Below are 20,705 nucleotides of genomic sequence, written 5' to 3' on the forward strand. Positions count from 1 at the left end.
ATTTACATGAGGTCACAATAGCCAGTGTTAGCGCCTTGATTGTGTTATCTTACAGTGTATGTTGTAACTAAAATACGTTAATGATGAATAAATATACACTAATAGGCCGTATGAACGGTTGTTTTAATACGCTGGAACAAGCGTTAATCGAACTGAGCCAACAAATTCAGTCATTACCCTTGTTAGCAGCTCGCGTATTTACCCTACCGCAGATCGAGAAAGGCAAAGAGCATGACAGCATAGAGAAAATCGAGGTTGTGCAAGAGGTTGGTCAGGTGGCGCGCGATTTAGCTCTACAGCAGTATCAGCGGTTGTTTATCCATCATCATCAATCAACTGTCAGCAGCAAAGCAGCAGTCCGTCTACCTGGTGTTATTTGCCTGGCTGTTGATGACAACGGTTGCGTGGCGTTACGGCAGCAGATTGCATTGATTAACCAGTTAAAGGCCGAGCTCGAACAGATTATTACTGTCGAGTCTGGGCTGACACCAGAACAACGTTTTGACTTTGTCCATGATCAGCTACACGGATTGATTACCCTCAGCGCCTATCGGGCAATCACCCTACTCACTGACCCAGATTCAGTGCGCTTTGGTTGGGCCAATAAGAACATCATCAAAAATGTGAAGCGTGATGATATCGTTGCCCAATTGGAAAAAAGCTTAAAAGCAGGCCGTGCCGTTCCCCCCTTTAACCGTGAACAATGGACAGAATTAGTGAGCCGTGAAATCGATGATGTTAGCCGCTTACCACAACAGGCAAGATTAAAAATCAAACGGCCGGTGAAAGTGCAACCCATCGCACGGGTCTGGTATCAGCAACAGCAGAAACAGGTACAACACCCCTGCCCACTGCCGCTGATTGCACTCTGTCAGCAGAAAACACCCAAAATTGGTGAGTTGCCCAATTACGATGCTGCAACAGTAAAACACAAATACAAACCGGATGCCGAGCCACTCAGGCTTGTGGTCAAACGTTTGCATTTATATACCGACCATTAACTGATAATTAAGCGCCTTAGACGCTACTCTGCTTCACTGTCAATTTTTGCCAGCAGTATGCTCATTACATTCGCGTTCCCGCCATATCTTCATCAAGGCTCTACGCCCTTGCGGATAACGCTGCGAAGACAGTGCAATACGGCTAATGCGGTCAAAACGAAAATGGCGCAGAGAACCTCGCAGTTCACACCACGCCATCAGGATCCTTACCTGTTCGAAATAACCTATAGCAAAGGGCCATAGCGTTCTTTCACTGCTGTTACCGTTGCTATCGCAATACACCACGGCAATTTTACACTCCTGGTGAATCGCTTTACGCACTGACATCAATAGCTCATCGTCAACATGAGTAATAGAAACAGGGCCTATCAACAAGGTATTGGCATTCAGTTCTTCCCGTAACTCTACAGATAATACTGAGGCAATCTTGGCCAATGCATCCGTCGCCGCAGAGGCAAGTTGACTATCCCCCCGTTGTTCTACCCAACGCATTCCCAATACCAGCGCTTCAATTTCATGCTGGGAAAACATCAGCGGCGGGAGCATAAAGCCTGGCCGCAAGATATAGCCAACCCCCGCCTCCCCGGTGATGTCTGCCCCTTGCTGTTGTAAAGTTGCAATATCACGGTACAAGGTACGCATACTGATTCCCAGTTCCTGCGCCAAACACTGCCCAGTCACCGGATAACGGTGGCGGCGCAAAATCTGCATCAAGCCAAGCAGACGTTGAGTTCGTGTCATCTCTTCCTTCCATCCTTGTATTGGTTGAATAGCATTAACTAACGCCCCTACAGTCAAAAATATGTTCTTAATGACACGACAAATGTGACATCGTCACTTAAATCTATCTAGTTAGATAAATGGATCCCTATCTATCTCAACAAAATTAGTCAAAATGCACAACATTAAATAAGAATCACTCTTATTGACATATTGAGTAATAGACTTTTTTAAATATATCGACTTGCAATACAACCACAGCACATTGTTTACTTAACACAATTTTTTTAAAAGTAGGTATCACTCATGCAAAAAATGACCAATGCAATCCAAAACTATGCTTGGGGTAGTGTTGATGCATTAACTCGCTTGTATGGCATTGCCAACCCTTCGGGTAAACCCATGGCGGAATTGTGGATGGGAGCACACCCGAAGAGCAGCTCTCAACTTACTGATTCCGCAGGAAATTTCTGTTCGTTACGCGCAGTGATTGATAGCGACCCGGCTAAACAGTTGGGAACCGAAGTGGCCCAACGATTTGGCGAATTACCGTTCCTGTTTAAAGTGCTATGTGCCGACCAACCACTGTCGATCCAGGTTCACCCCAGCAAGCGTGCCGCTGAAATAGGCTACGCCAAAGAAAATGCGGCGGGCATCCCTCTTGATGCTGCTGAGCGCAACTATAAAGATCCCAATCACAAACCAGAACTGGTGTTTGCTTTGACGCCATTCCTGGCGATGAATGGCTTTCGTGAACTGGATGATATTGCTTCCCTGCTGCAACCCCTCGCCGCAGCACATCCTGATATCGCATCATTTTTGCAACAACCGGATATTGCTCATCTGACAACTTTGTTTGCCAGTCTGCTAGCCATGAGTGGCGAGCAAAAAGCACAAGCACTATCAGTACTAAATAGTACGCTGAAAAACCAGCAAGGTGAGCCTTGGGACACCATTCGCTTTATCGCCAGTTTTTATCCAGATGACAGCGGCTTGTTCTCCCCATTGCTGCTCAATGTAGTTAAGCTGGCCCCAGGGGAAGCCATGTTCCTTTATGCAGAAACTCCACATGCTTACCTCAATGGTGTCGCGCTGGAGGTGATGGCCAACTCAGATAACGTTTTGCGTGCCGGGTTGACGCCTAAATTTATCGATATCCCTGAGTTATTGGCTAACCTGCAGTTCCGGCCACAAGCTGCCTCCTCGTTATTGACGCAAGCTGAAAGCCATGGCGATGCGTTATTATTCCCGGTTCCGGTTGAAGACTTCGCCTTCTCATTACACCACCTCACGGCGACGGCACAACCGTTAGAGCAACAAAGTGCAGCTATAGTGTTCTGCCTGGAAGGCGAAGCTACATTGGAAAAACAGGGGCAACAGATCATATTGCAGCCAGGTGAATCCTGTTATATTGCTGCCTTTGAATCACCCGTTAACGTCGCCGGTAGCGGCCGTATCGCCCGTGTTTATAATACATTGCAATAATTCAGCTAAACTTTGGCAACTACGCAAGGCAAATTAGTTGCCAAGATGATTAAATTAGCTTCACAATAACTGTCTTCAGGTGTTTATTGCCTACAGACTCATTTTGCCCAGCCATTTTTTGTATTAGTTGGCCTTAGAAAGGATAAACGGAACTATGAAAAAATCAGTCGTTGCAGTCAGTATCATTGTGGTTCTTGGCGCTGCATGGACCGGGGCCTCTTGGTACACCGGTAAGCTAATTGAACAACGAATGGGTGAAGTGGTCGCTAATGCCAATAACCAATTGAACGATTACCTACCGAAAGCGGGTCTTAAGCTCAGTGCTGAAAACTATCAGCGCGGTATTTTCAGTAGCCAGATGCGCTATGTTCTCCGTACTAATAGCACCAGCGATAATGCGTTATTGAAGCCCGGTGATGAAATTGCATTTATCGAAACTATTGACCATGGCCCTTTCCCTCTGAGCCAACTGAAAAGATTCCACCTGCTGCCAAGCATGGCTTCGGTTTACACCGAATTGGAAAACACCGCAAAAGTGAAACCTTTGTTTGAGATCACTAAGGGTAAATCGCTGTTTAGCGCTAATTCACGTGTTTCCTATAGTGGTGCTATTAACACCGTTGCTGACGTGATCCCTCTTGAGTTCACCAAAGATAAAGTGTTGCTGAAATTCAGTGGTGCACAGATTAATGCGGATATGGGCCGTGATATGAAAACCCTGAAACTGGATGCCAATAGTGACAACCTCACCATTAGCGGGCCCAGTGCGTTGGGGCAAAATGAACAAGTGACCATACAAGGCGTTACACTCAACGTTGATACTCATCAAGGTCAATCTGGCATGACTCTCGGTAACCAGAATATGGGCGTCAAGCAGTTTGCAGTGGCCGTTGACGGTAAAACGTTAATGTCAGTGGAAGGCTTCAACCTGGGCAGTAAATTTGATGAACAAGGCTCAAATTTGGCAGGCCAACTCAGTTATACGTTGGATGGGATAAAAGTTCAGGATATGGACTTTGGTTCTGCTAAGTTGTTACTGAAAGTTGATAATCTGGATGCTAAAGCCCTAAAAGAATTCTCTGAGCAATACAATCAGCAAGCCATGGCTTTGTTGAAAGATAGCCAAGAGATAGATCCAGTGGCTTATCAGGAAGAAGCCAGAACGATTCTACTGAAGAATCTGCCACTATTGCTGAAAGGTAACCCAAGCATCGCTATTGCCCCGTTGAGTTGGAAAAACAGTCAAGGTGAAAGCAGCTTTAATTTGAATGTTGCTTTCCAGGATCAGGCACAGTTTGCTACACCAACAGAAGATCCAGAGCAAAAATTCGCCCGTACATTCAAGAAAATTGAAGCCAACCTCTCCATCCCTATGGCAATGGCAATAGAAACCACTACCCAGGCAGCAAAACTGCAAGGTTATAGTGCTGAAGACGCGCAGAAATTTGCACAACAGCAAGTGCAAAGCTTGTCGGCAATGGGTCAGATGTTCAAACTGACGACGGAAAAAGATGGGGTAATCAGCAGCAGCTTCAATTATGCCGACAATCAGATTGAGCTCAATGGCAACAAAATGTCACTGCAAGACCTTTCTCGCCAGCTCGGTGCGTTTGGCGGTAATGATGGGCTAGAGTGAATTAGATCGCCACATTCTGATCGGCATAATTCACCGGTACCACTATAACAATACATTAAGGGCCCACATTGGGCCCTTAACTGTTTTTGTCGTCAATGCAACTGTCGCGGCTGGCTGTAAGGTTTTTGGGCCTCGCTCAATATGCAGGTAGATCAAGCAGATCCGCGTTTGATCAATGTGGGTTGCAATATCACGCTTTGTGGTGGTAACTGATCGTTATCAATGCGTTGCAACAAACGGCTAGCAGCACTGCGGCCGACATCGCGCGCCGAGTTAGAGATAAACGTCAGCGGCGGTTCCGTTAACTCAGCTTCGGGGACATCCCCAAAACCAATCAATGCCACCTGCTGAGTATAAAAACTGTCTAGGCCTTCGGAACCAATATGACGGCCACTGCGCACAATACCAAAATAAGCCCCCAATGCCACAGAGGCCTTATGACATACCAGCGCACTGATATTTGGGTACTGGCTTAATAGGTTTTCGGCAGCTTGCGCCGCTATGCGTTGATGGCAATCGCATTCCACAATCCACTCCGTGCGAAATGGCAAACCATACTGCACCAGCGTGGCACAGAACCCGCCTAAGCGTTCAGCCCGGGTCAAAGAATCGCTCTTCCCACCTAAATAGGCAATTTGGCTATGACCGCGCTTGATCAAAAACTCGGTCGCCATTTTGGCCGCCTGCATATTATCTGGCCGCACTACATCTACGCCTTCCAGGCCATTAGACCGTGCAGCGCACACCAGTGGCACCCCCTGCTCTGCCGCTTTTTCTTGCAAGCCGCTCACAGAACGCAGCCCGCCGGCCAAAACCATCCCATCCACACCCTGTTCCAGCAACGTATCAAAACAGCGCCTTAAGCCCTTACCATCTCGGCCACTCTGCGTCAGAAACAGCACCTTGCCATGAGCTTCCAGCACCTCACTCAAGCCTGCTGTCACCTCAGCATAAAAAGGTTCACTGATATCACGCAGAATCAACCCCACTATGCCTGACGCTCCGCCACGTAATGTCGCTGCCTGACGATTACGGACATAGCCAAGCTGCTCGATGGCCTGATTAACACGCATCATGGTGGCCGGTGAAATACGCCCTTTACCACTCAGGACTAACGAAACGGTGGTAACGGATACCCCAGCCAATTGGGCAACTTCAGTGATAGTGATCTTTTTGATGGTTATAGCCTCTGCCAAGCCATATCGGAGTGCTTCTCTCGCTGACCACAAATGGTATACCGAATTTCTTTACGCAGTAAAACGATTTACTGGTATTGCGGCTGAGGCAGCAAAAAGATGATTCACATTTGTGATTATTAGCGCATTTTTAGTAGGTAAAACGTTTTATCTTATTTTTTACCTAATAGAGCACGCACATTGTTGCGTATTTTTTTGCCAGGAGTTATCGGTTATGCCCGCACCCAAAAAACAAAAAATTACGCTTTGGGAGTTCTTCCAGAGCCTGGGCAAGACATTCATGTTGCCCGTCGCACTACTTTCGTTCTGCGGCATCATGCTGGGGATCGGCAGTTCCCTCAGTAGCCGAGATGTTATTACCCTGCTCCCGGCGCTCAACCATCCGGCGTTCCAGTTACTGTTCACCTGGATGAGCAAAATCGGTTCTTTTGCCTTTAGCTTCCTGCCGGTGATGTTTGCTATCGCCATTCCATTGGGTATGGCGCGTGAAAACAAAGGCGTTGCCGCCTTCTCTGGCTTTGTTGGTTTTGCCGTGCTTAACCTGGCCACCAACTTTTATCTGACTACCGCCGGGATTCTACCGACCACTGACCCACTGATACTGAAAGCCAACAATATCCAGAATATTTTAGGTATCCAATCCATCGATACCGGGATCTTGGGGGCGGTGATCGTCGGTGTCATCGTTTATCTGTTGCATGACCGTTTTAATACCATCCGCCTGCCTGATGCACTGGCATTTTTCGGTGGTACCCGGTTTGTGCCTATCGTTACCACCGTGGTGTTGGGCCTGTGTGGGCTGGCGATCCCGTTGATTTGGCCATGGTTTGCCATGGGAATCAACGGGCTGGGGAATATGATCAACAGTGCGGGGGCGTTTGGCCCGATGATCTTTGGCTCCGGCGAACGTCTACTGCTGCCATTTGGCTTGCACCATATTCTGGTGGCACTGATCCGCTTTACCGAAGCGGGGGGAACGCTGGAAGTCTGTGGCCGTGAAGTGAGTGGCGCGTTGACCATTTTCCAGGCACAACTCTCTTGTCCAACCACTCATGGCTTTGCCGAGAGCGCCACTCGCTTCCTGTCGCAAGGTAAAATGCCAGCCTTCCTTGGTGGACTGCCAGGGGCGGCTTTAGCCATGTATCACTGTGCAAAACCTGAGAACCGTCATAAAATCAAAGGATTATTAATTTCCGGCGTCGTTGCTTGTGTCGTGGGTGGCACCACAGAGCCAATCGAATTCCTGTTCCTGTTTGTTGCGCCATTCCTCTATTTGATCCACGCAGTGTTGACTGGCCTCGGTTTCACCGTGATGGCGCTGCTCGGGGTGACTATTGGTAATACCGACGGCAATATTATTGACTTTGTGGTGTTTGGTATCCTGCATGGTACTGCAACCAAGTGGTATCTGGTGCCAGTTGTAGCCGCCATCTGGTTCGTTATGTACTACGCGATTTTCCGCTTCGCCATCCAGCGTTTTAATATTAAAACACCGGGCCGTGATAATGACACCAGTCCTCCACAGACGGTATCAACGGGCAGCGTCGGTAAGTCCGGTTATAATGTGCCCGCTATCCTGCTGGCTCTCGGCGGTAAAGAGAATATTATCTCCTTGGACAACTGTATCACCCGGTTGCGTTTGTCGGTTAACGATATGAGCAAGGTGGATGATGCGCTACTCAAAGCCAACCGTGCCATTGGTGTGGTTCATCTCAATGATCACAATCTGCAAGTGGTGATCGGCCCACAAGTACAATCCGTGAAAGATGAATTAGACTATTTGATGACCAGTGCATAATTTCTTTCAGGCGCAGCATTGCTGCGCCGTTGCCCGGAGTTTTACATGTTTGATTTTTCCACCCCGGTTGATCGCCATGGTACTTGGTGTACCCAGTGGGACTATGTTGCTGACCGTTTTGGCAGCGCCGATCTGCTCCCATTTACTATCTCCGATATGGACTTCGCCACCGCCCCTTGCATTCTTCAAGCCCTGCAACAACGCCTGCAACATGGTGTACTGGGCTATAGCCGTTGGCAGCATGAAGACTTTCTCGGTGCCATCAGGCACTGGTACCAACAGCGTTTTCATTGCGCCATTGATACTCATCTAGCGGTGTATGGCCCATCGGTGATTTACATGGTGGCGCAGTTGGTACGCATCTGGTCGGCACCAGGTGAGTTTGTGGTTACCCATACCCCGGCTTATGATGGGTTCTATAAAGTGGTGGCAGGCAATCAGCGTCAAATACTCCCTTGCCCATTGCACAAAGTGGGTAATGATTGGCACTGTGATATGGCCCAGTTGGAAGCCCTACTGGCGTTACCACAAACCCGGATCTTGCTGCTGTGCAGCCCACACAACCCTACCGGCAAAGTTTGGACCCAGCAGGAGCTGGCGCAGATGGCAGCACTCTGTGAACGCCATAAGGTCAAGGTGATCAGTGACGAGATCCATATGGATATGGTTTGGAACGGACAGCAACATATCCCATGGAGCCAGGTTGCCACCACCCCTTGGGCATTACTGACTTCAGCTTCTAAGGCGTTCAATATTCCGGCTCTCACCGGGGCTTATGGCTTGATCAGTGATGATTACACCCGTGAAAGCTATACCCGTGCCCTGAAAAACCGTGATGCTATCTCATCACCAGCGGTGATGGCACTTATCGCCCATATTGCCGCCTATCGTCATGGTGAACCTTGGCTAGATGCACTGCGCGATTATCTGCAAGCTAATCTGGCTTATGTCGCCGAGCGCCTTAATCTGGCCTTTCCACAGCTTAACTGGCAACCACCCCAGGCCACTTATTTGGCATGGATAGATTTGCGTCCACTGGCGATTGATGACCAACAGTTGCAACAGGTTCTGATTGAGCGCGAGAAAGTGGCCATTATGCCGGGCTTTACCTATGGCGAAGAGGGGCGCGGTTTTGTGCGCCTGAATGTCGGTTGCCCACGCAGCAAAGTAGAGGCGGGTGTGGATAAATTGATTAATGCCTTGAATTTTCTGTTAGCCAGCAGCTAAAACCATCGTCAACTTACTACTGAACTCCTCGCCCGCATTTCAATTAGGGCGAGGGTTTACCACAGTTTTTTGCTGACACGCTATCTCATCCGGTTTGGAGACTCAGCTAAACAAAAGGGATTGTTGCCGAGATGCCTTCGTGATGATTAATCGACCTTAAATCAGCGAATCGATCCTATGATAAGGCAATACAACTCGATGACTTTCCTCAATCAATGACACAATCTCTGTTCGCGGCCCTTCTCGCCAGGCTTGGCTGTGATAGAAATCATGCAGTACCTGCTCCATTTCCTCCATGCCATTAAATAAACGAATCAAATAGTAGGCATCGGCGGCATGCAATGAAATACCATACTCAAGCACAGTAATGCCTGATGTTAAATGCAATGGCACACTGTTATGTTGCATTATATGGTGAAAGCGTTCTCCACTTCCCACCCGTAATCGGTACTGTAAAATCTCGATCACTTTGCCCATAGAGGCTCCTTCGGTTGAATGCGCTGACAAGTTATTTCCCTACCTCCGCGTCTGCCTGCTGCTGCGCCGTCTTGCGCGCATAACGTTGCGCCAGTACCGCGCACACCATTAACTGTATCTGGTGGAAGATCATTAAGGGCAACACCATAGCCCCAACGGCAGATGCCGAGAACAGGACATTGGCCATCGGAATACCATTAGCCAAACTCTTTTTCGAACCACAAAACACGATGGTGATCTCATCGGCGGTATTAAAACCGAGCCAGCGCGCAATATAAGTGTTGAAAATCAGTACCACCGTTAGCAGCAGCATTGACATAATCACAATCATCAGCAATGACCAGCCATCAATACGCTGCCAGATCCCTTCAACGACTGCGGCGCTAAACGCGGTGTACACCACCAGCAAGATTGATGAGCGGTCAGTGAGATTAATTAATTTACGGTGCCGTTCAACCCACTTGGCAATCAGTGGTCGCGACAGGTGGCCGATAATAAAGGGCACCATCAGTTGCAAAATAATGGCACCAATGGCGTGCCAAATATCCGTTCCTTCCCCTTGGGCATGCATAAGCGCCCCCACCAGCAACGGTGAAAGAAACACGCCCAAAAGACTAGAGGCAGACGCACTACAAATAGCCGCAGCCACATTTCCCCCGGCAACAGAGGTAAATGCTATCGCCGATTGAACCGTGGCAGGCAAGGCACATAAATAGAGAAAGCCGAGATAAACCGTTGGGGAAAGATAATCCGGCACCAAGAATTCCATACTCAGCCCCAGCAACGGAAATAGCGCAAAAGTACTGAACAACACCAGCAGGTGTAACCGCCAATGACTGATCCCGGCAATAACCGCAGCACGGGAAAGTTTTGCCCCATGCATAAAGAACAACAAAGCGATAGCGGCGGTAGTAAGATGCTCAAAGAACGTTTTCCAAGCCCCCTGGCAAGGAAACAGTGAAGCAAGAATCACCACTATAATCAGAACCAGCAAAAATCTATCGATACGTAGGCGCTGCAACCAGGACATTTAACACCCTACCTTGAAATTAATGGCCTATCCCATGGGTTCGGACCGTTGGATGATCGGTTATCACAAAAGCTACCTATACCCTTAATACGCTTAATACGCTTAATACGCTTAATACGCTTAAGCAGCGTACATAAAAAAGGGTTCAAACCGAACCCTTTGATAAGCTGATTATTATATAACTTATACTGCCACTTAAACTATCGGCAGTGCTTTTTGCTGCCGGGCAGAGTCAATACCCAGTTCAATCAGCTCCATCACTTTGATCGCTTCATTCGCCGTTACCGGGTTAACCCCCTCACCGTTGATGGCATCACGCACCGCAGCATAATAGGTAGGATAGTTACCCGGAATGGTCAGTAAAGGTTTCTCTGTTAACACCCCATCAAGTGACAACGTCACCACACCATCACGCATATCATAACCCCAATCTGCTTGTGGCAAGCGTTCACCGGCTTTCAACCGATCTTCTTGTGGGTCGAGTCCAAATTTAACAAAACTGCCTTGAATGCCATGGACCACATAGCGCGGGCTTTCTGCCGCCGCCAGCATGCTACTGTGCAGCACCACACGGCGATTGGCATAAGTTAGCACTGCATGGAAGTAATCCACTGATTGAGCACCGGGGCGCAACTCCCCAAGGTCAACAAACAGCGTTTGCGGCGTGCCAAACAGTTGCAGAGTCTGGTCAATTAAGTGTGGAGCCAGATCGTACCATAACCCACTGCCCGGCCCGCCTTGCTCGCGCCAACGCTGGCGAACTTCTGGCCGAAAGCGATCAAAATGAGATTCAAAGTAGACCACTTCCCCGAGCGAGCCCTCTTTTAGCAATGCTTTCAAAGTCAGAAAATCACTGTCCCAACGGCGATTATGAAACACCGAAAGTAGTAGCCCGCACTGTTCTGCTTGCTGCTGTAACTGTTGCGCTTGTGACAACGTCACCGTAAACGGTTTATCCACCACCACATGTTTACCGGCGGTCATCGCCTGCTGTGCTAACGGGAAATGGGTCTCGTTTGGGGTCGGAATAACAATCAGATCAATCGTGGGATCATTAAACAATGCCTGCGGATCACTCACCACTTTCATGGTGGGCCAATCCGCATGAACTTTACCGGCATCACTACTAGAAACCGCGGTCAACTCCATCCCAGGGGTTGCAACAATCAATGGGGCATGGAAAGTCTTACTGGCATAGCCATAACCGACCAGGCCAACATGGATTTTTTCGGTCATTTTGAGTCCTCATAACAGAACAATGCTATCGCTAAGTGTATATCAGTTGCCGATAAGCAGCAGTGCCATCAAACCTGCATAATCCTCTACTGACTGTAATTTGAATAGCACTGATTATTTAAAAAGTTGAAACCGGTTTCAGAAACCGGTTGTAATCCTCAGCGCATCCCCCCTAAACTAGACTCAATTTTTATTATCCAACGAGATGTGGAGCAAGAGGTTATGACTGCTTTTCCAAAATCCTTCCTTTGGGGTGCCGCTAGCGCAGCGTATCAAGTTGAAGGGGCCTACAACAGCGATGGCAAGGGCCTTTCTATCTGGGATACCTTTTCCCATCTGCCTGGCACCACCTATCAGGGCACCAATGGTGATGTCGCTGTCGATCACTATCATCGTTTCCGTGAAGATGTCGCCTTGATGGCTGAAATGGGGTTGCAGAGCTATCGCTTTTCTATCTCCTGGCCACGTCTGTTGCCACAAGGACGGGGCGAGATCAATGAAGCGGGCGTCAAGTTCTACAGTGACCTGATTGATGCCCTGCTGGAACATAACATTGAGCCGATGATTACGCTTTATCACTGGGATTTACCGCAAGCATTACAAGATGAAGGTGGCTGGGAAGCACGCAGTACCGCAGAGGCGTTTGAAGAGTATGCCCGCCTGTGTTACGAGCGTTACGGCAAGCGCGTCAAACTCTGGTCAACCTTCAATGAAACCGTATGCTTTATCGGCTTTGGTTATATTACCGGCGGGCATCCACCGGGTATAAAAAACCCCGCACGAGCGATACAAGCCTGCCATCATGTTTTTGTCGCGCATGCCAAAGCCGTCGCCGCCTTTCGCACCAGTGGCATTGAAGGCCAAATCGGCTTCGTTAATGTACTACAGACCCATACGCCACTCAGCCAATCGGCAGATGATCTTGCCGCCTATCAACTGGCCGAAGGGATCTTTACCCATTGGTTCTATGATCCGGTGCTGAAAGGTGAATACCCGGCAGAACTGCTGGCTCAAGCTCAAGCCATATGGGGAGTGCCGCTGTTTGCCCCTGGGGATGAACAGCTATTACGTGACAATATTTGCGACTTTATTGGCTTGAACTACTACAAGCGTGAAACCATTGCCGCCAATCATCAAGACTCACACCTGAGTATGAATACCACCGGTGAAAAAGGCAGTGGCCATCAGCAAGGCAACGAATTTGGCTTTAAAGGGCTATTCAAGTTCGTCCGCAACCCTCACGGCGTGTATACCGATTGGGACTGGGAGATTTACCCACAGGGCCTGACCGAAGGCATTATGAACATCAAGGCACGCTATGGTGATATCCCACTCTACATTACCGAGAATGGCCTGGGTGCCAAAGACCCTATTATCAACGGTGAAGTGGTGGATGATGCGCGCATCGATTATCTGAACCAGCATATCAGCGCGGTTGAAGATGCCATCAAACAAGGGGCTGATGTTCGCGGTTACTACCCATGGTCATTTATCGATCTACTGAGTTGGCTCAATGGCTTCCAGAAGCAATACGGCTTTGTTTATGTCGACCATAACAAGGGGCTGGCTCGCCAACGCAAGAAGAGCTTCTTCTGGTATCAGCAGTTAATCGCCAGCAATGGTGCTGAGCGTTAATCCCTTTCCGGCGACGTTTGCTGTCACCTGAACTTGGCAGCGTCGCCGTCTATCGGCTCATTTAACTTAATTAACCGCACTATTTTCAGCAAAACCGACAAAAAGAGCCATAACCCTACAATTCAAGTGTTGTTGTTACGCCGCCAATTTCCGATAATAGGCGGCTTTTATTTTTTAGGCATCGCAATGACCGAATACCTGCTCCTGTTCGTTGGCACCGTGCTAGTGAATAACTTTGTCCTGGTGAAATTTCTGGGGCTGTGTCCTTTTATGGGTGTTTCCAGGAAGCTGGAAAGTGCCATAGGCATGGGCATGGCGACGACTTTCGTCATGACACTGGCCTCTATCTCTGCCTGGTTGATTAACAGTTTGATCCTGATCCCGCTGGATCTGGTGTATCTGCGCACCCTATCCTTCATTTTGGTGATCGCGGTGGTGGTGCAATTTACTGAGATGATGGTGAGAAAAACCAGCCCGGCACTGTATCGTCTGCTGGGGATTTTCCTGCCGTTGATCACCACCAACTGCGCGGTGCTGGGTGTCGCTTTGCTGAACGTTAACCTGGGTTATAATTTTCTGCAGTCTGCTGTCTATGGCTTTAGTGCCGCCGCCGGTTTCTCCCTGGTGATGGTGCTGTTTGCTGCTATTCGTGAGCGTTTGGCGGTTGCTGATGTCCCCGCCCCCTTCCGCGGTTCGTCTATTGCGCTGATCACTGCCGGGCTGATGTCCTTGGCCTTTATGGGCTTTACCGGATTGGTGAAATTCTGATGAGCGCGTTATGGATTGCGATTATCGCATTAAGCCTGTTAGGGCTGCTATTTGGCGTGGTGCTGGGTTTTGCTTCACACCGATTTGCAGTGGTCGAGGATCCCCTTGCCGAACAGGTCGATGAGATTCTGCCACAAAGTCAGTGTGGTCAATGTGGTTATCCTGGTTGCCGCCCCTATGCCGAAGCGGTGGCCAATGGTGAGATGATCAACAAATGTGCGCCCGGTGGTGAGGCAGTGATGCTCAAACTGGCTGAATTGCTCAATATTGACCCGCAACCCCTTGATGGCGGCGAGGCGGTGGCCGTACCAATCCGCACCGTGGCTTTTATTGATGAAGCCAACTGCATTGGTTGCACCAAATGTATCCAAGCCTGCCCGGTAGATGCCATTGTAGGGGCGACCCGGGCGATGCATACCGTGATCGCCGACCTTTGTACTGGCTGCGATTTGTGCGTTGCCCCCTGTCCGACGGATTGTATTGAAATGATACCGGTCACCACCACTACCGCCACCTGGAAATGGGATATGAAAACCATTCCACTGCGCGTGATCCCCGTGGAGCCACATGTTTAATCTGTTTAGCCGCGCTAAAAAAGGAAAGATTTGGGATTTCACTGGGGGGATTCATCCACCCGAAATGAAAAGCCAATCGAGTAGTGTGCCTCTACGTACGGTGCCTCTACCTGATATTTTTATCGTCCCATTGCAACAACACCTGGGGCCTGAAGGTGAGCTGCGGGTTAAAATCGGTGATTCGGTATTAAAAGGCCAGCCTCTGACCTTCGGACATGGGCGAACACTGCCGGTACATGCCCCGACATCAGGGATGATCCGCGCTATTGAGCCCCATATCACTGCTCACCCTTCTGGCTTGCCTGAACTCTGTGTCATTCTGCAACCTGATGGTGAAGATCGCTGGTGCCCACTGTCACCAATCGCCGATTACCATCAATTGGATGCCGATGAGCTAATCCAACGTATCCACCAGGCCGGAATAGCTGGCTTGGGTGGAGCTGGTTTCCCCACCGCCAGTAAACTGCAGGGCGGTGCCGATAAAGTGGAAACACTGATCCTCAACGCTGCTGAATGTGAGCCCTATATCACCGCCGATGATCGCCTGATGCAAGAGCACGCCGATCAAATCATTGAAGGCACGCAAATTTTACGCCACCTGCTGCAACCCAAGGTGACGTTGATCGGTATTGAAGACAATAAACCGCAAGCTATTGCGGCATTAAAAAAAGCCCTTGGTCAACAGCGTGATATTAGCTTGCAGGTGATTCCCACCAAGTACCCTTCCGGTGGTGCCAAGCAGCTAACCAAGATCCTGACGGGTAAAGAAGTCCCCCATGGTAAGCACTCCTCGGCCATTGGCGTGCTGATGCAAAATGTGGGCACCGCCTTTGCCATTAAGCGCGCCATTATAGACGGTGAACCACTGATTGAGCGTGTGGTGACATTAACTGGCGAAGCCATGAGTCAACCGGGCAATGTCTGGGCACGCATTGGCACGCCTGTACAGCACCTGCTGAATATTGGCGGCTATCAACCGCAACCTCGGCAAAGCGTTATTATGGGCGGGCCACTAATGGGCTTTACCCTACCGCAACTTAACGTGCCGATTGTAAAAATCAGTAACTGTATCCTGGCACCTACGGCCAACGAGATGGCACCACAAGAAGCGGAGCAATCTTGTATCCGCTGTGCCTTGTGTGTTGATGCCTGCCCAGCCGGTTTGTTACCACAGCAACTCTACTGGTTTAGCCGTGGTGAAGAACATGAGAAAGCGCGTAATCATCATCTGTTTGACTGTATTGAATGTGGTGCCTGTGCTTATGTTTGCCCCAGCAATATTCCGCTGGTGCAGTATTACCGCCAGGAAAAGGCTGAGATCAGAGCCTTGGATCAGGAAGCAGTACGAACTGCTGCTGCCAAAGCCCGTTATGAAGCCAAACAAACCCGTTTAGCACGGGAAAAAGTGGCACGGGAAACACGCCATCAGCAAGCAGCAGCAAAATCGAATAGCAGTGACCAAGCAAAGGTTCAGGCAGCGCTGGCTCGAGTTCAAGCTAAACATATCGGGGATACTCCGATTATCATCACTGGCGGTGAACCTGACAATAGTAGCGCTATTGCCGGCCGTGCAGCGCTTAAGGCGCAAATACGCGCACGTAAAGCCGAGCAGCTCCCTGATACCAACCAGGCTGACACGCCCGCTGATGATCCGCGCCAAGCAGCTATTGCCGCCGCATTGGCAAGGGTAAAAGCCAAAAAAGCTACGCAGCAGGCAGAACAGACCGACACCACGGAAGCGGAAGCTCAACCAGACCCGCGCAAAGCAGCTATCGCGGCGGCTATTGCTCGGGCTAAAGCCAAAAAAGCTGAACCACAGGCAGAACAGCCAGAAGCCGCTGAAGCGGAAACTCAACCTGACCCGCGCAAAGCAGCTATCGCGGCGGCTATTGCCCGGGCTAAAGCCAAAAAAGCTGAGCCACAAGCAGAACAGCCAGAAGCCGCTGAAGCGGAAGCTCAACCAGACCCGCGCAAAGCAGCTATCGCGGCGGCTATCGCCCGGGCTAAAGCCAAAAAAGCTGAACCACAGGCAGAACAGCCAGAAAGCACGGAAGCGGAATCTCAACCAGACCCGCGCAAAGCAGCTATCGCGGCGGCTATCGCCCGGGCTAAAGCCAAAAAAGCTGAGCCACAAGCAGAACAGCCAGAAAGCGCGGAAGCGGAAGCTCAGCCTGACCCGCGCAAAGCAGCTATCGCGGCCGCTATCGCCCGGGCTAAAGCCAAAAAAGCTGAGCCACAAGCAGAACAGCCAGAAAGCGCGGAAGCGGAAGCTCAGCCTGACCCGCGCAAAGCAGCCATCGCGGCGGCTATCGCCCGGGCTAAAGCCAAAAAAGCTGAACAACAATTGCCGACAGCGGAAAAAGAGTGAGGAACGTTGTCATACCCCAGAAATGGCGGCGACTACAGCACTGCGGCATACACCCTGGCATCCACAGTGTAATACACTGATAATATGGAAAAAATGGTAGCTATTTTATGAAGTTCAGGCCGAAACAACAAATCGTTAATGGGGTACATATCGCCAGTTCCCCGTTTACCCATAACCAGCAAAGCACCAGTCGTATCATGCTGTGGGTAATACTGGCCTGTATCCCGGGTATTGCAGCACAAATCGTATTCTTCGGTTACGGTACGCTTTTTCAGGTCGCTTTTGCCATAGTCACGGCCTTACTGGCTGAAGCCGCTATTCTAGGGATGCGTAAACAACCGATAAAAGCTCGGCTGGCAGATAATACGGCCTTGCTCACGGCACTCCTGCTGGGCATCAGCCTCCCACCATTGGCTCCCTGGTGGATGGTGGTGATTGGTACCTTCTTCGCCATTGTGATCGCCAAGCAACTCTATGGTGGATTAGGGCAGAATCCTTTCAACCCTGCCATGGTCGGTTATGTGGTACTGCTGGTGTCCTTCCCGGTACAAATGACCAGTTGGTTACCGCCAGAAGAACTCCGCATCACCTCACTCTCATTGCAGGATACTCTACTGACTATTCTCAATGGGCATAGCGTACAAGGGATGACGCTGCATCAACTCGCGATGGGTGTTGATGGCATCAGCCAGGCTACGCCGCTCGATGGATTTAAAACCGGGTTACGTAGTGGTCATCCCATAGAGCAGGTGTTGCAGCAGCCGTTGTTTGGCGGCATGTTGGCAGGTATCGGCTGGCAATGGGTTAATTTGGGCTTTCTGCTTGGTGGCCTATTTTTATTGGCACGTCGGATAATCCACTGGCAAATCCCCGCCAGTATGCTGGTTTCCATCATGCTGTGTTCCGGGCTAGCCTGGATGCTCGACCCTAGCCACCAGGGCACCCCGCTATTTCATCTCTTCTCCGGTGCCACCATGTTAGGCGCTTTCTTTATTGCCACGGACCCGGTGACCGCTGCCGCCACCCGCAACGGCCGGTTAATTTATGGCGCACTTATCGGCCTGCTGGTCTGGCTTATACGGGTGTATGGCGGCTACCCAGACGGTGTGGCCTTTGCTGTGCTATTGGCCAATATGACTGTGCCATTGCTCGATCATTACACGCAGCCTCGTGTCTATGGCCACCGCTAAGGAACCGATATGCTGAATTCAATGCGTAAACATGGCATCACCTTGGCGCTCTTTGCCGCCGTGACCACCGGCCTGACTGCTTTGGTCTATCAATTGACCAAAAGCACCATTGCTCATCAGGCGGCACTTCAGCAACAAGCCTTGCTCGATCAGGTCATCCCCGCTGAAGTTTATGATAATGAGTTACAAAAAGAATGTTTTCTGGTGAGCGACCCGGCGTTAGGCAGCGCTGCCCCTCGCCGCCTCTATCTGGCGCGTAAACAGGGCCAGCCGGTTGGTGCTGTACTTGAAACCACCGCCCCAGATGGCTACTCAGGTGCCATTCAGCTCTTAGTGGCTGCCGACTTCAATGGTACGGTGTTTGGCAGCCGGGTGGTGGAGCATCATGAAACCCCAGGGCTTGGTGATAAAATTGAGTTACGCATCTCCAACTGGATTACCTATTTTAGTGGCAAAACCATTGATGGCCCGGATGATAAACGTTGGGCAGTTAAAAAAGACGGCGGCATGTTTGATCAGTTCACCGGGGCAACCATTACCCCACGAGCAGTGGTGAACGCAATTGCTCGCACCGCGCTCTTTATCAAAACCTTGCCAACTAAACTGGATACCTTGCCAACCTGTGGAGGCACTGAATGAGTGAAGTCAAACAGTTAATCGTTCAAGGATTATGGAAAAACAACTCAGCATTGGTGCAATTATTAGGCCTGTGCCCATTGTTGGCCGTCACCTCCACCGCGACCAGTGCTCTTGGTTTGGGGTTAGCCACAACGTTGGTCCTGGCCATCACCAATAGCGCTATTTCGATCTTTCGCCACTGGATCCCAAGCGAGGTGCGTATTCCCATTTATGTGATGATCATTGCTGCAGCAGTGAGTGTCGTACAAATGTTAATCAATGCCTATGCCTTTGGCTTGTATCAATCTTTGGGGATCTTTATTCCATTAATCGTCACCAACTGTATTGTGGTGGGGCGAGCGGAAGCGATTGCCGTCAGAAAACCACTGGGGTTAGCACTGATTGATGGTCTGTCCATTGGCTTTGGTGCAACCGCTGCCATGCTGGTTCTCGGTTCCCTGCGTGAATTGCTGGGTAACGGTACGCTGTTTGATGGTGCGGATTTGTTACTGGGTAACTGGGCCAAAGTGTTGCGTGTTGAAGTAATACATTTTGATAGTGCCTTTCTGTTAGCCATGCTGCCACCGGGTGCCTTTATCGGCTTGGGATTGCTATTGGCTGCTAAATATGTGATTGATGAAAAAACCAAACAAAAACAGTCCGAGAAAGCGCCATGAATAAAGAGAAACGCCTGGAGATCCTCACCCGCCTGAGGGATAACAACCCACACCCCACTACCGAACTGATGTATAGCTCGCCTTTTGAGCTATTAATTGCGGTATTGCTTTCCGCCCAAGCCACCGATGTCAGCGTTAACAAAGCAACGGCCAAATTGTACCCGGTTGCCAATACGCCCGCGGCGATGCTGGCGCTGGGTGTCGAGGGTATCAAGGGTTACATCAAAACCATTGGTCTGTTCAATAGCAAAGCCGAGAATGTGATTAAAACCTGCCGTCTATTGCTGGAAAAACATGGCGGCGAAGTGCCTGAAGACCGTGCCGCGCTGGAAGCGTTACCAGGTGTGGGCCGTAAAACCGCCAATGTGGTGCTCAATACCGCCTTTGGTTGGCCAACCATTGCCGTTGATACCCATATTTTCCGGGTCTGTAACCGCACCCGTTTCGCACCAGGCAGCAATGTTGATCAAGTGGAGGAAAAATTACTCAAGGTGGTACCCAGCGAATTTAAAGTTGACTGCCATCACTGGCTGATCCTGCATGGGCGTTATACCTGCATCGCACGCAAACCACGTTGCGGTTCCTGCATTATCGAAGATTTATGCGAATTTAAAGATAAAATTTACCCAGCAGAGTAAGCCTCTCCAGCCCTACTTTTTTCTACTGCCCAGCTATCGCCGGTTCGGGGACTGCATACACAATGCAGTTCTTGTTGGTTTTTTATGCTGCTTCAATCTCCACTGTAGGGATACACGGCTATCTTTGCATTATTTTTAAGCAGAAAAAGTGTCTTTTTTTTCACTTACGCCACTGATCTACTTTCACATTTTATTCACAATCACTTGGTTTGATAACTTGCCCTTCCCCCTGCAATATAGCCACCTGCTTCAGATATATAATCCTTATTGGTGATATTTTATAGAATATAGATTTGCAATTATTCAATAAAATGGGGTATTAATCTTATTGGGCCGTTATTATTTCATTTTGAAATAAAAATTTGCCAATCATGAAAATATCAAACGTTAATTCTGCATATGTTTTTTAACATAGTTACTTAGCGTTGTA

The 20,705-nt window shown here is 49.6% G+C and carries 18 protein-coding genes; 13 read left to right on the top strand and 5 right to left on the bottom strand.

What is annotated here, in order from left to right; translation table 11 throughout:
- Window positions 1–83 precede the first annotated feature (83 nt).
- On the top strand, window positions 84–1,001 hold the full coding sequence (tus, locus tag ACX9GV_RS08690; protein WP_473198008.1) for a DNA replication terminus site-binding protein: 918 nt from the start codon (window positions 84–86) through the stop codon (window positions 999–1,001).
- 39 nt (window positions 1,002–1,040) lie between these two features.
- On the opposite strand, the gene ACX9GV_RS08695 is transcribed toward tus, so the two are convergent.
- On the bottom strand, window positions 1,041–1,742 hold the full coding sequence (locus ACX9GV_RS08695) for a helix-turn-helix transcriptional regulator (RefSeq protein ID WP_473197756.1): 702 nt from the start codon (window positions 1,740–1,742) through the stop codon (window positions 1,041–1,043).
- A gap of 285 nt (window positions 1,743–2,027) precedes the next feature.
- Here ACX9GV_RS08695 and manA point away from each other — a divergent pair, with 285 nt between their 5' ends.
- Window positions 2,028–3,206 carry a mannose-6-phosphate isomerase gene (gene manA / locus ACX9GV_RS08700; protein ID WP_473197757.1) on the top strand — a complete coding sequence of 393 codons (1,179 nt, stop codon included), beginning with the start codon at window positions 2,028–2,030 and terminating at the stop codon, window positions 3,204–3,206.
- A 154-nt stretch (window positions 3,207–3,360) separates the two neighbouring features.
- Complete coding sequence (locus ACX9GV_RS08705) at window positions 3,361–4,842, top strand: YdgA family protein (RefSeq protein ID WP_473197758.1); 1,482 nt, start codon at window positions 3,361–3,363, stop codon at window positions 4,840–4,842.
- A gap of 152 nt (window positions 4,843–4,994) precedes the next feature.
- Here ACX9GV_RS08705 and ACX9GV_RS08710 read toward each other — a convergent pair whose 3' ends face one another.
- Window positions 4,995–6,026: a Mal regulon transcriptional regulator MalI gene (locus ACX9GV_RS08710; protein WP_473198009.1), complete on the bottom strand. Its 1,032-nt coding sequence runs from the start codon at window positions 6,024–6,026 to the stop codon at window positions 4,995–4,997.
- A 226-nt stretch (window positions 6,027–6,252) separates the two neighbouring features.
- Here ACX9GV_RS08710 and malX point away from each other — a divergent pair, with 226 nt between their 5' ends.
- A complete protein-coding gene (gene malX, locus ACX9GV_RS08715; protein WP_473197759.1) occupies window positions 6,253–7,836 on the top strand; it encodes a maltose/glucose-specific PTS transporter subunit IIBC in 1,584 nt (527 codons plus the stop codon).
- Between the two features lie 45 nt (window positions 7,837–7,881).
- Window positions 7,882–9,063: a MalY/PatB family protein gene (locus ACX9GV_RS08720; RefSeq protein WP_473197760.1), complete on the top strand. Its 1,182-nt coding sequence runs from the start codon at window positions 7,882–7,884 to the stop codon at window positions 9,061–9,063.
- A gap of 156 nt (window positions 9,064–9,219) precedes the next feature.
- Here ACX9GV_RS08720 and ACX9GV_RS08725 read toward each other — a convergent pair whose 3' ends face one another.
- The 3 genes from ACX9GV_RS08725 to ACX9GV_RS08735 form a co-directional block, all read right to left on the bottom strand.
- Window positions 9,220–9,540: an NIPSNAP family protein gene (locus tag ACX9GV_RS08725; RefSeq protein ID WP_473197761.1), complete on the bottom strand. Its 321-nt coding sequence runs from the start codon at window positions 9,538–9,540 to the stop codon at window positions 9,220–9,222.
- A gap of 31 nt (window positions 9,541–9,571) precedes the next feature.
- Window positions 9,572–10,570, bottom strand: coding sequence for a bile acid:sodium symporter family protein (locus tag ACX9GV_RS08730; protein ID WP_473197762.1), 999 nt, complete (start codon window positions 10,568–10,570; stop codon window positions 9,572–9,574).
- Between the two features lie 195 nt (window positions 10,571–10,765).
- Window positions 10,766–11,806 (bottom strand): oxidoreductase, encoded by a 1,041-nt coding sequence (locus ACX9GV_RS08735; protein ID WP_473197763.1) that lies wholly within the window; start codon window positions 11,804–11,806, stop codon window positions 10,766–10,768.
- A 222-nt stretch (window positions 11,807–12,028) separates the two neighbouring features.
- On the opposite strand from ACX9GV_RS08735, the gene ACX9GV_RS08740 reads away from it, so the two are divergent.
- The 8 genes from ACX9GV_RS08740 (at window position 12,029) to nth (ending at window position 20,275) form a co-directional block, all read left to right on the top strand.
- A complete protein-coding gene (locus ACX9GV_RS08740; protein WP_473197764.1) occupies window positions 12,029–13,441 on the top strand; it encodes a glycoside hydrolase family 1 protein in 1,413 nt (470 codons plus the stop codon).
- 186 nt (window positions 13,442–13,627) lie between these two features.
- Window positions 13,628–14,209, top strand: coding sequence for an electron transport complex subunit RsxA (rsxA, locus tag ACX9GV_RS08745; protein WP_473197765.1), 582 nt, complete (start codon window positions 13,628–13,630; stop codon window positions 14,207–14,209).
- Window positions 14,209–14,784 carry an electron transport complex subunit RsxB gene (gene rsxB / locus ACX9GV_RS08750; protein WP_023490193.1) on the top strand — a complete coding sequence of 192 codons (576 nt, stop codon included), beginning with the start codon at window positions 14,209–14,211 and terminating at the stop codon, window positions 14,782–14,784. Before rsxA ends, rsxB begins: the two co-directional genes overlap by 1 nt.
- Window positions 14,777–17,152: an electron transport complex subunit RsxC gene (gene rsxC / locus ACX9GV_RS08755; RefSeq protein ID WP_473197766.1), complete on the top strand. Its 2,376-nt coding sequence runs from the start codon at window positions 14,777–14,779 to the stop codon at window positions 17,150–17,152. Before rsxB ends, rsxC begins: the two co-directional genes overlap by 8 nt.
- A 107-nt stretch (window positions 17,153–17,259) precedes the next feature.
- A complete protein-coding gene (rsxD, locus tag ACX9GV_RS08760) occupies window positions 17,260–18,342 on the top strand; it encodes an electron transport complex subunit RsxD (RefSeq protein ID WP_473197767.1) in 1,083 nt (360 codons plus the stop codon).
- Window positions 18,343–18,351: 9 nt separating this feature from the next.
- Window positions 18,352–18,981 carry an electron transport complex subunit RsxG gene (gene rsxG / locus ACX9GV_RS08765; RefSeq protein WP_473197768.1) on the top strand — a complete coding sequence of 210 codons (630 nt, stop codon included), beginning with the start codon at window positions 18,352–18,354 and terminating at the stop codon, window positions 18,979–18,981.
- Window positions 18,978–19,637, top strand: coding sequence for an electron transport complex subunit E (locus ACX9GV_RS08770; RefSeq protein WP_023490189.1), 660 nt, complete (start codon window positions 18,978–18,980; stop codon window positions 19,635–19,637). Before rsxG ends, ACX9GV_RS08770 begins: the two co-directional genes overlap by 4 nt.
- Window positions 19,634–20,275, top strand: coding sequence for an endonuclease III (gene nth, locus ACX9GV_RS08775; protein ID WP_473197769.1), 642 nt, complete (start codon window positions 19,634–19,636; stop codon window positions 20,273–20,275). The genes ACX9GV_RS08770 and nth overlap by 4 nt, the downstream gene beginning before the upstream one ends.
- Window positions 20,276–20,705 lie beyond the last annotated feature (430 nt).

It is taken from the genome of Serratia sp. 25CWL12 (genome assembly GCF_055790885.1).